General features: G+C 41.7%; 9 protein-coding genes and 1 other RNA gene. 6 read left to right on the top strand and 4 right to left on the bottom strand.

The features are described from left to right. The first annotated feature begins 45 nt into the window (after window positions 1-45). Window positions 46-2,004, top strand: coding sequence for a DUF3857 domain-containing protein (locus ABXZ32_RS02480; RefSeq protein ID WP_354617101.1), 1,959 nt, complete (start codon window positions 46-48; stop codon window positions 2,002-2,004). A 3-nt stretch (window positions 2,005-2,007) separates the two neighbouring features. On the opposite strand, the gene ABXZ32_RS02485 is transcribed toward ABXZ32_RS02480, so the two are convergent. Continuing rightward, window positions 2,008-3,213 carry an NAD(P)-dependent oxidoreductase gene (locus ABXZ32_RS02485; RefSeq protein ID WP_354617102.1) on the bottom strand — a complete coding sequence of 402 codons (1,206 nt, stop codon included), beginning with the start codon at window positions 3,211-3,213 and terminating at the stop codon, window positions 2,008-2,010. A gap of 267 nt (window positions 3,214-3,480) precedes the next feature. Here ABXZ32_RS02485 and ssrA point away from each other — a divergent pair. From ssrA to ABXZ32_RS02510, 5 genes are all read left to right on the top strand, one after another. Then, window positions 3,481-3,879, top strand: a transfer-messenger RNA (tmRNA) gene (gene ssrA, locus ABXZ32_RS02490). 596 nt (window positions 3,880-4,475) lie between these two features. Next, window positions 4,476-4,628, top strand: a complete 153-nt coding sequence (locus tag ABXZ32_RS02495) for a YqaE/Pmp3 family membrane protein (RefSeq protein ID WP_354617103.1) — start codon at window positions 4,476-4,478, stop codon at window positions 4,626-4,628. Between the two features lie 555 nt (window positions 4,629-5,183). Then, window positions 5,184-7,025: a tetratricopeptide repeat-containing sensor histidine kinase gene (locus ABXZ32_RS02500; RefSeq protein WP_354617104.1), complete on the top strand. Its 1,842-nt coding sequence runs from the start codon at window positions 5,184-5,186 to the stop codon at window positions 7,023-7,025. Between the two features lie 10 nt (window positions 7,026-7,035). Next, window positions 7,036-7,701: a DNA-binding response regulator gene (locus ABXZ32_RS02505; RefSeq protein WP_354617105.1), complete on the top strand. Its 666-nt coding sequence runs from the start codon at window positions 7,036-7,038 to the stop codon at window positions 7,699-7,701. Window positions 7,702-7,891: 190 nt separating this feature from the next. Then, a complete protein-coding gene (locus tag ABXZ32_RS02510; RefSeq protein WP_354617106.1) occupies window positions 7,892-8,275 on the top strand; it encodes a DUF6804 family protein in 384 nt (127 codons plus the stop codon). A gap of 44 nt (window positions 8,276-8,319) precedes the next feature. On the opposite strand, the gene ABXZ32_RS02515 is transcribed toward ABXZ32_RS02510, so the two are convergent. The 3 genes from ABXZ32_RS02515 to ABXZ32_RS02525 form a co-directional block, all read right to left on the bottom strand. Next, window positions 8,320-10,134, bottom strand: a complete 1,815-nt coding sequence (locus tag ABXZ32_RS02515) for a sodium:solute symporter family protein (RefSeq protein WP_354617107.1) — start codon at window positions 10,132-10,134, stop codon at window positions 8,320-8,322. 121 nt (window positions 10,135-10,255) lie between these two features. Continuing rightward, window positions 10,256-12,655 carry a transglycosylase domain-containing protein gene (locus ABXZ32_RS02520; RefSeq protein ID WP_354617108.1) on the bottom strand — a complete coding sequence of 800 codons (2,400 nt, stop codon included), beginning with the start codon at window positions 12,653-12,655 and terminating at the stop codon, window positions 10,256-10,258. A gap of 401 nt (window positions 12,656-13,056) precedes the next feature. Further along, window positions 13,057-13,668 (bottom strand): CDP-alcohol phosphatidyltransferase family protein, encoded by a 612-nt coding sequence (locus ABXZ32_RS02525; RefSeq protein ID WP_354617109.1) that lies wholly within the window; start codon window positions 13,666-13,668, stop codon window positions 13,057-13,059. Between the last annotated feature and the right edge of the window lie 301 nt (window positions 13,669-13,969).

The following is a 13,969-nucleotide window of genomic DNA, read 5'->3' on the forward strand; positions in this document are numbered from 1 at the left end:
CAATACTCACGGCTCATTTTATAAGCCATTGGACCAAATTATTACATGACAAACAAGACCTTAGCTATTTGGGCTGCCCTTTTATTTTTTGGCTGCCTACATTCCCAATACAATGAATCCTTTGGTAATCTGTCAGAAGAAGAGGAATCTTTTACCGGCTTCACACAAGACAGTACCGCCAATGCAGTTGTGCTTTATGAAAAAGGGGGGAACTATTTTGAGACAATAGAACAAAGAATACAACTAGTCAAAAAATATCATGTTAAAATTAAGATCTTAAAGGAGCAAGGGTTCTCTGAATCAAATATTTCTATCCCTCTTTACCATGGAGGGACTTTATCAGAAAATATTAAGTCCTTAAGAGCAATTACCCATAACAACAAAATTAAGACGGGACTTTCCCAAACCAAAATCTACACTATTGACCATAATGAAAGTTGGTCTGAAAAAAAATTCACCTTCCCGAATGTTCAGATTGGAAGTATATTGGAATACGAATACACCATTGTTTCACCCTACATTTTCAACCTGAATGGGTGGACATTCCAGTCACATTTACCCAAAGTTTACAGTGAGTTTAATGCTAAAATACCTGGAAACTCTATTTATAATAGGACCTTGAAAGGCAATTTGGCATTAGAAACCAACAGTGCTTCCATTATAAAGAATTGTTTTTATGTAGAAGGTTATAACTCAAGCGCAGATTGTGAGGTTATAAAGTATGCCATGAAGGATATTCCCGCTTTCAAAGCTGATGAAGAATATATGCTTTCCAGTTCCAATTATATTTCCCGGATCAATTTTGAACTTTCGGAAATGTATAAAATGGACGGTACGCACGTTAAATATACCAAGACTTGGGATGATGTGGACCGTGAATTTAAAAAAGATAAGGACATAGGAAGACAGCTTACAAAACAAGGATTTTTGGAAAAAAGAGTACCTGAGAACCTCCTGAAAGAAGGTGATGATCTTACTAAAGCTACCAATATATATAATTATATAAAAGATCATTACACTTGGAACGGCAGGTATGGTATTTACAATAACGTTAGAATAAGGGAGGCTTTTGAAGAGCGCAAGGGAAATGTAGGTGAAATTAATATTTCCCTGATCAACTTACTTAACGCCGCAAATATAGAATCGAACCTGATGTTGCTTTCCACTAGAGAAAATGGCCTCCCTACAAAAAGTCATCCCGTAATTACCGATTTCAATTACGTAGTAGCCAAAGTGCGTATTGGAGGGGAAGATTATCTACTTGATGCCACGGATAAATTAAATCCATTTGGAATGTTGCCCTTTAGATGTCTTAATTATTATGGAAGGGTCATGGACTTTAACAACCAAAGTTATTGGTATGATATTAAGGAGGAAGAAAACAATAGTCATATTGTAAGGGTTCAACTAAACTTAGATTTTGACAATAACAAGGCTATAGGTGTTTTTGATGAAATAAATTTGGGTTATGAGGCAGTACGAAAAAGAAAAATACTGTCGGAAGTAAAGGAAGATGAATATTTGAATCAATTATCCAGCCCTAATTTTTCCATAATCTCGTATGATCAACAAAAGGAAAGAAGTGATGACAAAAAGACTACGGAACGATTCACTTTTGAACTGGAAAACCTTCTTGGTCCCGATGTTATTTCGCTCAACCCATTTTTAATCAAATTTTTTAGTAAAAATCCCTTTTTAATGGAGGAACGGAAATATCCTATAGATTTTGGATATAAAAGAAGCTATAGCTACTTTATAAATATTAGTATCCCTGAGGAATATACAGTTTTAGAACTTCCTGAAAAAAAATTAATTGCCTTGACTTCGAACAATGGCACATTAAAATTTGATAGCACAAGATCACAAAATGGTATCAGTCTTTATTTTAATTTATCTCTGGAAAAGGCCAATTATGAATCTAACGTTTATCCTGATTTAAAAGAATTGTTTAAGATCGTTACCACCATCCAGAACAACTCCCTAATTGTCCTAAAAAAAGTATAGATCCTATTCCTTCCCATCCACGAAATCCTGCAAATAGGAATAACGTTCCGTCAGTTTTCCATTTTGGGTCATTCTAGCACGCAACAGGACCCCGTCGGCATCATCATTGAAAAAGGCTGGAATCACATTTTTTAAGAAAGCTTCCCCAAAACCAACGCTCGCATCCCTTGGCAATTCACAGGGAAGGTTATCCACGGCCATGACAGCTATGGCCTTCTCTTTTTTATAATCTACCTCTGTTTCCGACATCGGGTCATATCCATAGATAGGATCTGCAATGGTAGATGGTTTTATGGTAGTGGCAACGGGTCCGTCTATATCGCAACTGACATCGGCAACCACTTTAATTTTAAAGCTTGGGTCTTTCGCATCTTCGCGAGTGTATAGATAAGGTGCCCCATCCCCGTAAAAGTGTCCGGCTATATAAAAATCTGTCACCTTGGCAAAACGCATAAAATTACTCTTGTATGCTTCTGGATGGGCAAAAAAATCGGCTTTGTTTCCCCTTACCCCGTCCTTGCGTTTGTTGTATTCGGAGGCATCGATCTGGCAGTAGACCGGTTCTTCGAACTCCTCTTCCAAATAGTCTTCAACGGTTACCTTTTTAAGACCCATGGCGTCCAACATTTCTTTGGCTCCATTGCCTACCCTTCCCCTACCGGTAAGCAATATTTTAATATTGGGAAGGCTGATATTTTGCAATTCTACAATCAGTGCTTTCTGGTCCTCCAGATCTTCTGCCTTTGGCAGGTTGAAAAGGTCAAATTTTAGGCCATAGGCCCTAATCCCATTATAGGCTCCCACTATTCCGGCATAGCGCCCGAAAGCTACCAGGCGTTGGCCTTTGGCATTGGTGATGACCTCGTGATCGAAAAGCTCAATGTTTTTATCTAATACAGTCTGTAACAAATCCCTGTTATAGGGTTGCTTTTTAATGGTGTGGGAGAAGAAAAAATACTTCTTATTGGAAATCAGGTCTTCCATAGGAACCTCTTTCACCCCTAGGAGCACATCGCATTCCTCCATTTTTGAAGCTACCTCGAACCCTTTGGTCGCGTACTCCTCATCCTTGAAGATCCTAATAGGCGATGGTTCAACAATAATAGTCGACTTGGGATAAATACTTCTTAATTTTACGCATGATTCTGGTGAAAGTACCACTCTCCTATCGGGAGGATTTTTGCGTTCCCTGATGATTCCAAATTTCATAGAAAAATACTATTTATAACTTTAGGAAGATGTTCGGTTGTAAATGTAACATATGACATGTTGACAAGCAAAACTTTTTTTGGAATACTTTTTGAAGTACCTTTGGCGACCGCGTTAGGGATAGAAGCGGTATCTTTTTTGATTTACTCTCGACAGCGATCGAGATGACATCAAAAAAATATAGCGGATAGCCCGACCCTTTTATGGGGAACGCCATAAAGAAGTTCATTGATACATATAATACTGGGACACAGTTCCAACTATTATGGGGCCGACTGGTTTTGACAGCGAGACCAATTGGAATGTAAGCATGCCGAGCGCTGGGCTACAGCTCGTAAAACTCATTTTCCACACTTTTTAATTGGCGAAAATAATTACGCTCTTGCCGCTTAATCCGAATCATAGTAGGATTTAGCCTCGTCCCTACAAGGTAGGGAAGCGAGATGTTTCTGGGAAGCCCTTGTTGACGGCGTCCCTTTCAGAAGCACCATCAAAGTCAACACAAGGGTAGTGAAGCTTCGGCACTGCCACCAAAACTTAAGAAGATAAGTGTGTATTAGGCTGTTTTTGGTCAGGTGCACATCGAAAATCAATCAAAAACTACGCATGTAGAAAGCATTGTAATTGCTTGTTTGGACGAGGGTTCGAATCCCTCCGGCTCCACTTCAAAAAACCACCTACGGGTGGTTTTTTTCGTTGCGCCTCCGGGATTCGAAGGCCAGCGCTACAGCTCGCTCCTTAGCTAAAATGGTCCACTGGACCATTTCTTAACGCACGGCCGTCTCCGGCTCCACGATACTCAATATTTAAAATACGTTTTCGGGTGGTTTTTTTCGTTTAGTTCATGGCTTGTTATTGCTTTTTAAAGGTATTCATGAACCTCCTTCTGTCGGTTGCGCCTCCGGGATTCGAAGGCCAGCGCTACAGCTCGCTATGGAACCTGTCCTGAGCGCAGTCGAATGGGCTAAAATGATCTACTGGACCATTTCTTAACGCACGGCCGTCTCCGGCTCCACAATACTCAATATTTAAAATACGTTTTCGGGTGGTTTTTTTCGTTGCGCCTCCGGGATTCGAAGGCCAGCGCTACAGCTCGCTCCTTAGCTAAAATGGTCCACTGGACCATTTCTTAACGCACGGCCGTCTCTCGTGCAATCTTTTATCATAAGAACTAGTATTTAATTTGATTGCGTTCCTCCTTATCCTGCTCTTTTTGGAACTTGCACGCCATTAAACATTCTAATTCTTTAAAACTCTCGATTATGTCCATACTCACTATTTTATTAAACATCTTTTTACCACCATTAGCCGTGTTTTTAAAACATGGGGTAGGTACAACCTTACTTATTAGCATTATTTTGACCATAATTGGATGGTTGCCAGGCGTCATACATGCCTTTATCGTAAACCAATAAAAAATAAACCGCTATACAGTGGAACCATCTAGAACATTCCCCTTTACATTATGTAGAAGGGGAATTTCACGCAACAATCCATAGTGGCTACTTTTTTCCACTCTTCATTTACCTAGTAGTACCTTGGTGCACAATCCTCTTCTAATTCAGCAATAGTCGCGTAAGCATGCTTTGGCAGGACCTTGGCCATAGTACGATTTCAATAGACAAGACAAAAGAATCAACTGCCATTTTTGGGTATTTAAATCCTAGTTTTCAATAGTAGCATCATATTGCAACTATTTATTTTCAGCCGTATAACCCTTATTTTCGTGAAAGGTTTCAACAATTTCTTACAGATTACGGATAACCGTAATGAAGTAAGTTGTAGAACCTATATTTTTACAGTCCAATACTTCGGTATTGGTCGAATATATAACAAACCAAAGTGAATTTTATTTATCTATTGGATAAGAATTAGTTTTGGTACATAGGAGTGCCTTCTGGGGGGAAGGCACTTCTTTTTTTTATAAGATTATCCTCTTTTGTTCTACGCCTTTTTTCTACATTTGAATAATGATGAAATCTCTTTTCTTCCCCCTATTCTTGCTATTATGTATCGTTGCCATAACAGTATCCCCTACACAAAACTTGTCCCATTCCCAATTTAATGACAGCAGTGATAGTGACTCCTTAAGGCTTGCCGTTTTAAAAAGCACGATTAAAAATCATGTCAAAAAAGCTGAATATGACAGTGTGGTCCTTTACAGTAAAAAAATGCTGCGGTTATCCCAAAAGATGTCGGACAGCAGCCTTATGGCCGAATCAAATTTCTATTTAGGGTACTATCTCCAGGTTCAATATAAGTCGGACGAAGCATACGAGTTTTACAACGAAGCTTTTAAAATTGATGTCCGCTTGGGGGATTACGAGGCTGCAGCGGACATGCTCAATGCCATGGCAAATATCCAAAAAAGTTTAGGGGATTATATAGGGGGTCAGATTACTGCCGTTGAAGGTCTTGACTATCTGGAAAAAACAACAAACTACCGAGTGACTGCTGCCCTCCAACATGTCATATCGGTCTGCGCCAAAGAAATGGGTGATTATGCGGACGCCCTGCTTTGGAATAAAAAAGCGATCCAATTGGCGAAGAACCATCCCGATCAAATTTCCAGTGCATCTTTGGTGGTGTATGAAAATACGCGGGCCAATATCCTGGTAAAGTATAAAAAATACGCAGAGGCCATAGCCTTATATTCTTCCCTATTGGAAGCAGCGGACCCCAACAATGCAAGGGAAGGTGCACGGATAAAGGATAATCTGGCGTTCACCTCCTGGCTTTCTGGCCAAGAAAATGCAGATACCGAACAAAAACTGCTGGATGCCCTAAAAATAAGATTGGACCTCAATGACCTGAGCGGCCTCGTATCCAGTTACATTCACCTCACACAATTTTATTTGGAATCCAATAAGGCCAAGGCCCTGTATTATTCCGAAAGTGCCTATGCAATAGCCCAGAAGAAAAACAACCCTATAGCAGCTATGGAAGCTTTGGATTACATCATTAGCCTGAAACACGATCTGGGTAAAAATGCAACTTCTGAGGCCCTTGCCTATTCAGAAATCAGGAATGGACTGGAAAAATCCAAACAAAAGATCAGACGTATTTATGCCTCCACAAAATACGATAATGACCAGCTGAATAAGGATGTGCTTTTGCTTAAGACAAAAACGGCAGAGAAAGAGAAACAAAATATCATCTACCTGTCCAGTTTTATTCTCGTTCTGATGGGCTCCTCCTTTGTGTTCATACTCCTCAGAAGGAACCATAGGATAGAAAAAATCCAAGAAAGCTATAAAACGGAAACACGGATCTCCAAGAAAGTCCATGACGAACTTGCCAATGATGTGTACCGTGTAATGACCCAATTACAATTGGGGAAGAACGACAGCAAAGTATTGGACGACATGGAATATATCTACAACCGAACCCGGAATATATCCAAAGAGAACCACAGTATTTTTACGGACAAAAGGTTTCCTACGGACTTAAAGGGCATGTTGGGGAGTTATATCCCGGAAGGTACCAACCTCTATGTTCAGGGTATGGAAGATATATCTTGGGGGCAGGTTTCCGAAGAAAAGAAAGTGACACTGTACCGCGTGCTCCAGGAGCTCATGACCAATATGAAAAAGCACAGCGGGGCATCCTTGGTCGCCCTTACCTTTAAAAAGGAAGGGAAATACATATGGATCGGGTATAACGATAATGGCCTGGGGACCACTTTGGATGATAAAAAGAATGGCAGTGGCCTCTCAAATGTGGAAAACCGTATTTCTTCCGTCCATGGAAGCTTTACCTTTACCTCAGAACCAGGAAAAGGATTTAGGGCAGAACTAAAGATTCCCGGTTAAAAAAGACCTTATGTATACAAAAGTTTTGGTAGCCGAAGATATTGATAGCATTAGTATGGGTGTGGATATGATCCTGCAACAATTGGAGATAGTAGAGATACAACACACCTCCTATTGTGACGATGCCTATTTAAAGGCAAAGAAGGCGCAGTTAGATGGAGCACCATTTCAACTCTTGATAACCGACCTTTCTTTTAAGCCAGATTACATGGAGGCAAATCTAGCGTCCGGACAAGAACTCATTGCTGCCCTTAAAAAGGCCCAACCCAATTTAAAAATCATCGTATATTCTATAGAAGACCACCCACAGGCAGTAAGATCCTTATGGGAAAGTGGTCTAATCGATGCGTTTGTATCAAAAGATCGGAAGGGGCTTTTGGCACTAAAAGACGCTATTACCTCGGTCCACAAAAACAAAAGTTACCTATCGCCCCACTTGGAGGGGATAATGGCCCAGAAAAACATTTTGTCCCTGGGTGATTTTGAAATTGAGTTAATGAAAAAATTGGCCGGCGGACATACACATGACGAGATTGCCACTGATTTTAAGGCAAACGGAATTTCACCGAGCAGCAAGAGCTCCATCGAAAAGCGCATTAAGGAACTAAAGGAAGATTTTCAGGCAAACACTACCGCCCATTTGGTTTCTATTCTTAAGGACTTAAGACTGATCTAAAGCACCAAACGGAATACCGCGTCAATGCCATTGGAACTAAAGGATAAACATCAAAATAATTGACATCATCCAAATTTTAACATTACAAACACCTTGTGAAGTAGATTTTTTTCTATATTTGTAAACCCAAAAAGAAGTCAGCCCCCCAAACTTACTATTGGAATTGTCATAAACCCATTATACCAAGCTTATGCCACCTACTACAATCAAGAGCAAAATATTCAATATTTTATCTATTGTGTGCGCCTGTCATTTATTTTTTGCAGGCTTAAATTTACCAGAAATATTTTATGCCTATCTAAGGGTTATCGTTACCTGTGTTGCGTTGTTGACCATGGTGAACAATATAGGCAAAAACAGAATTTTTGTTATCGCCTTTGGCCTGGTAGCGGTAGTTTTTAATCCTATTTTTCCGGTGTATCTATACGATAAGGCTGTTTGGGTGCTATTGGATATCGTAACCGCTCTTTTATTCCTCTATGAAGCCTATGAGATCCCTGAGGTTTCCTCCACTGAAGTAAAAACCAGAAAGAGGAGAAGAATAAGGTTATTTCGATTCAAACTAAGATTTTAAAAATCTGTTTCATTATTAACACATTAGTTTAAGGCACTTTTTATCTACAAAATATTTGATTTGATCTTGCTCCACATCTTGGTCATCAAAAATCCAGACACAACGGCAATTCCCGTTAACACCCCTGCATAAATATAATCGCCATAAATCCAATAGCCGGTTGCGAACATACAGCTATAGATCAGGACACAGCCCAATAGCATGGCCACAATGCCTGAAGGAACACTCCACCCTTCTTTCGCATGGACAATTTCCTTGCCTTCGGCCTTGGCCTCCCTAACCACTTTTGACCAGCCCGGGCCTCCTGGTTGGATCTTTTTATAGAACGACTGCAATACTTCTTTGCTTTCAGGTTGGGTAATAAAGGTAGCCCCTACCCAGATGATGGTGGTGACCAAGACCACAAAGGGATATTCATAATAGTTTTCAAAAACGCCAGATTCAGCATCAAACAGAAAGGCTCCCAAGGGGGTCAATTTTAATAAAATGGATACGATCCCCGAGGCGAACATGGCCGTGATCTCGCTCCAGGCGTTGATACGCCACCAAAACCAACGCAGAATAAAGATGAGGCCGGTCCCGGCACCAAATACCAGGAGTACCTCAAACAATTGCAGGGCATTTTGAAGTACCAGGGCCAAAAGGGCACTGAATACCATAAGGACCACGGTGGAAACTCGACCTACCAGCACCAATTTCTTTTCAGACGCCTTAGGATTGATCATCTGCTTGTAAAAATCATAGACCACATAGGAAGACCCCCAATTCAATTGGGTAGAAATGGTACTCATATAGGCTGCTACCAAGGAGGCCAATACCAGTCCTAACAACCCACTGGGCAATTTGGTCAGCATGGCGGAATACGCCAGATCATGCCCCAATTTATCATCTGTAATATTCGGAAATGCCTCCTGTATGCTTGCCAAATCCGGATATACCACCAAAGAGGCCAGGGCGACCAGGATCCATGGCCACGGCCTTAGCGCATAATGCATGATATTGAAAAAGAAGGTAGCACCAATGGCATGGTTCTCATCCTTGGCGGCCAACATCCTTTGGGCGATATACCCTCCCCCTCCAGGTTCTGCTCCCGGATACCAAGAGCTCCACCATTGCACGGCCAAGGGAATAATAAATAAGGTGATCAAGGCTTGTTTATCGCTAAAATCGGGTAAAATGGATAGCTTTCCGGCTACCGCTTCATTCGCTATTAGGGCAGACACCCCGCCCACTTCAGGTAAGTTCACCAGATAATAAGCCGCCCCTATAGCGCCGCCCATGGCCACAAAAAAGAGGACAAAATCGGTATAGACCACCCCTTTAAATCCACCCGCGGCGCTAAATATTACGGTGATGACACCTCCAAAGACCACGGTCTGCCATGGCTCAAGCCCCAGCATGATACCGCCGATCTTAATGGCCGCCAAGGTGACGGCCGACATGGTAATGACGTTAAAAATGACCCCTAAATAGATGGCCCTGAATTTTCGTAAAAACCTGGCAGGGGCACCGCCGTATCGAAATTCGTAAAATTCAATATCGGTGTTCACGTTCGATTTTCGCCAGAGTTTGGCATAAACAAAAACGGTCAAAAGGCCCGTTAGCAAAAAGGCCCACCATACCCAGTTTCCGGAAACCCCATTGGTCCGTACAATATCGGTTACCAAATTGGGCGTATCTGTGGAAAAGGTAGTGGCTACCATGGAGACTCCCAACAACCACCATGGCATGGTACGGCCGGAAAGAAAAAACTCATTGGAATCGGTGCCTGATTTTTTGGAAACATATAGCCCTATGGACAGGGTGATGGTAAAAAAAACGATGATGATCAAATAATCCCAGAAATTCAATGATACCATGTATGATGTGGTTTGGTTGGTGTTATGTTGGAGTAATATCTGCAGTACTCCTCGGTTTTTTAAATCTTTTTCAACGACTATTGAGCACTAAATGAATATGCCCAACAATCCATAGCTACCTCTATTTTCTAGAAATAGGTAGTGGCATTTTCAATTGTTTGGCTGTACTGTCTATAGAAATTGAATCGAGCTTCTGCTCTAATGGGGCCAAGGAATCATTTTCAATTTCCATAATTGGCACTATTGCTCCCCTAATGGAATCACGAATTTTTAAATATTGTCGGTATGTAGTGTCGGACAATGCCAAAGGAGCAGCTTCTGCTGCCGATAACATGCTGTAGGGCCAACAAGGAAAATGATTTATTTCGTATTCAAAATTCGTCAGGATGGGACGTCTCCAATAACTAAGATCCCTGAAAACCGAGGCTACCATCGGCAAGGCCGTATTGGCTCCAGAGCCCATAGTTGTGGAACTGAACTGTACGCGTTTGTCAAACGTACCCACCCAGGCACCAACAACCAGTTCAGGAGAAGCTCCAATAAACCAGCCATCCCCATTGTTTTGGGTGGTCCCAGTTTTTCCAATGATGTTAAATGGAATATTATATGCTGCCAAACGGGAACCAGTGCCCCCTTGTGTCACGCCCTCCATCATTTTTTGTATGGCTTTTACATTCTTATAACTGGCTACCCTCCCCTCATAGGCAGGTTTTGCTTCATAGATCACCTCCCCTTGTTCGTTCTCGATCCGCTCAATGGCGAAGGGCTTTACTTTATTACCCCCATTGGAAATACTGGCATAGGCCCTTACCATTTCCAATAGAGTGATATCTGCAGTTCCCAGAACTATGGAAGGTACGTTTGGCAACTCAGTTTCAATCCCCATTTTCTTCGCCTGTTCCAATACCCTTTCTGTTCCCGTACGCATTTGTATGGACACGGATACCGTATTGATAGATCCTGCCAATGCCCCGTGCATACTATAGCTGCCCCCGTAGGAATGGTCCGCATTTCGCGGTCTCCAATCTTCGTATTTGGAATACGTAAGCAATTGATTATCATAGAAAGTACAAGGCTCCTGCCCGGTTTGTAAGGCTGCCAGATAGGTGATGGGTTTAAAGGTGGACCCAACCTGTCTTGGGGTGATGATGTTATCTGTCTGGCTAAAACCATAATCGATACCCCCAACATAACCCATGATCCTACCAGAGGTACTGCTCATCACCAGTACTCCGGCATGCAGTCTGTTGATACTTTTGGTTATGGAATCTTCCAAGGACATCAGCTGGTCCTCATAGCCTTTCCCTACGACCCAATATTTACGTTCCTTTTTCTCTTGTATATATTTATTGATCTCTGCTTCGGTCTTTCCGGCCTTCCGCATGTTTTGGATGCCCCCCATGCTTTCCTCTATTTTCTTCAAGAGGGCCTCTTTGCCTCCTTCTGTGGTTGATGCCGACCAATGGCGGTCCATCAACGATTGAAGCTGGTCTATTTGGCGTTGGATGGCCAGTTCCGCATAGTGCTGAATATCTACGTTTAGGGTGGTGTACAAGCTTAGACCATCGGCCTCCAGATCATAGGTATGTCCGTCTGGAGCCGGATTTTCTTCTGCCCATTTCTGAAACTCAGCGGCTACAAATTCCTTGTAATAATTGGAAAAGGAGGATGATTTTTTAGGCGTCTGATAGTCCAGCTTTAAAGGAGCTTTGGCGGCTGCAAATTCCTCGGCGGTCAAATACCCATATTTTTCCATTTGGGACAAAACCACATTACGTCTCTGTTCCGCACGGTCGGGAAATGATCTCGGATTGTAATAGGTAGGAGCTTTTAGCAGCCCTACCAAGGTGGCACTTTCCGGAAGGGTTAGTTCCTCCGGGGGTTTATTAAAAAAGCGGTTTGCGGCCTTTTCTATCCCGTAGGTATTTTCCCCAAAGGAGACGGTATTGAAATACAGCAATAAAATATCTTCCTTATCGTAGATGTTTTCCAAGCGCTTGGCAATAAAAACCTCGCGGATCTTATTGATGGGGGTGGAAAGAAAAAATTGTTTTTCCCTCCCGAACAGGTTTTTGGCGACCTGTTGGGTGATGGTACTCCCCCCTCCTGCGTTTTGCCCCAGGATGATGGATTTCACAAAAACCCTAGCATAACTTTTATAATCCACGCCTCCATGGTCATAAAAACGGGTATCCTCGGTAGCTACCAGGGCATTTTTTAGATTGGAGGTGATCTGTGAGCTATCCACATTGGAGCGGTTCTGTAAGAAATAATACCCAATAGGCTCCTTATTGGAAGCATAAATGGTAGAGGTCACTGGGTTTTTCAGGCCTTTTAAATAGTCCGCCGTAGGGAGTTTTCCGAACGCCCCATAATAGATCATGGACATGAGGATGGCCACGGCGGTAATGCCAAGGAGTAGTAGAAAAAAGAAAGTCTTGAAGGGGTGCTTCCGTATGTAGCGAAACAATTGTTTGCTCTTAGCACCTACTTTACCTATACTATTTTGAACCACTCCCATTTAAAAAACACCAATTAAACTTGTTATACGAACGAGCTTCGTATTCAGATTTAAAAATAGCCTAATTTTTTTAGGCTTGGTTGTTTTTGGATAAAAAATTCAGAATGCACCAAGATAGGCATAGCTATCGCTCTTGGTGAATACCCATATAAAACCCTTACACGAACTCCCATAAAATGGATTTTCCCTGCAAGGGTCTTAAAATACTTACTATGTTGTGCACTAGCTTACAATCCCCAAACCAACCAAGCCTTGATCACTGCTCATTTCTCACATCTCACATCTCATTGCTTATTGATCATTGTTCATTCCTCTTGTTTATTGTTCACTGCTCATTCCTCATTCCTCATTCCTCATTTCTCACATCTCACATCTCATTTCTCATAGCTCTTTAATCATTGTCAAACCCCATTCTCCTTTGCCGTTTTACTTCTGGCTGTTCTTCGATCGTCTTTGAAGGCCCAAAAAATCCCTTTTACATCTTTAACCCAATGTGGGTACATATATATGAGGGAGATCTCCTCTATGGTTTCCAGCACCCCTATGATGATCATGGTATAGAACAACCAGTAGACCGGACCAAAAAACAGGAGCCACAAAATAAATACCCCCTGCAACACGGCAGACGTCTTTGCCAGATAGGTATGGAAAGCCGTGGCCTTCCCGTATTTTATAAACGCAATGATCATTTGCAGGACATAGGGAATAAAAGCCAAAAGGATAAGACCGTAATTGGCCTTCATGAAGTCGGTCTCAAAAACAATCAGGCCAATAAGCCCCATGATCAGCGTAATCTGGTCGCCAACCGAATCCAATTGGGAACCCCTGGCACTCACAATATTTAACTTCCGCGCCAGAAAGCCATCAATGGCGTCCGTACTATAGCTGATCAGTAAAAACCAGGTAAACAGTTGTCGCTCCCCAAACCAGACCAGGCCCAAAAGCAAAGGCACTGCAAATATTCTGTAAAAGGAAAACCAATCCGCAATATTGTATTTGTCAAATCTGAACATTAATTGACTTTTAAAATCTTATAAACGCAAAAATCCCATTCATGGTTTTCAAACCTAAAACATGATCCATTTTTCAGTACTTGCTGTTCTCAAAATAAGTCACATTCCCCCTCATGGATTCCTTGCATAAGCATATCCCATTCCATTGGACAGGCTATTGCCTCAACTCTTTTCAAAGCTACCCTTCCCCTATTTCAAATAAAATGATGGATATCATGTGACTTATTTTCGATAAAGATTGACTTTTATCATTTTTTGCCCTCTTTTTATGCCATAGCTTCATACGCAACTAATCTTGAGC

Source organism: Sediminicola luteus, assembly GCF_040566555.1.
GTDB lineage: Bacteria > Bacteroidota > Bacteroidia > Flavobacteriales > Flavobacteriaceae > Sediminicola.

Bases quoted from the DNA above. Each gene is read 5' to 3' on its own strand.
- ABXZ32_RS02520 (WP_354617108.1), bottom strand. From the start codon at position 12,655: ATGGGAGTGGTTCAAAATAGTATAGGTAAAGTAGGTGCTAAGAGCAAA.
- ABXZ32_RS02480 (WP_354617101.1), top strand. From the start codon at position 46: ATGACAAACAAGACCTTAGCTATTTGGGCTGCCCTTTTATTTTTTGGC.
- ABXZ32_RS02495 (WP_354617103.1), top strand. From the start codon at position 4,476: ATGTCCATACTCACTATTTTATTAAACATCTTTTTACCACCATTAGCC.
- ABXZ32_RS02525 (WP_354617109.1), bottom strand. From the start codon at position 13,668: ATGTTCAGATTTGACAAATACAATATTGCGGATTGGTTTTCCTTTTAC.
- ABXZ32_RS02515 (WP_354617107.1), bottom strand. From the start codon at position 10,134: ATGGTATCATTGAATTTCTGGGATTATTTGATCATCATCGTTTTTTTT.
- ABXZ32_RS02500 (WP_354617104.1), top strand. From the start codon at position 5,184: ATGATGAAATCTCTTTTCTTCCCCCTATTCTTGCTATTATGTATCGTT.
- ABXZ32_RS02510 (WP_354617106.1), top strand. From the start codon at position 7,892: ATGCCACCTACTACAATCAAGAGCAAAATATTCAATATTTTATCTATT.
- ABXZ32_RS02505 (WP_354617105.1), top strand. From the start codon at position 7,036: ATGTATACAAAAGTTTTGGTAGCCGAAGATATTGATAGCATTAGTATG.
- ABXZ32_RS02485 (WP_354617102.1), bottom strand. From the start codon at position 3,213: ATGAAATTTGGAATCATCAGGGAACGCAAAAATCCTCCCGATAGGAGA.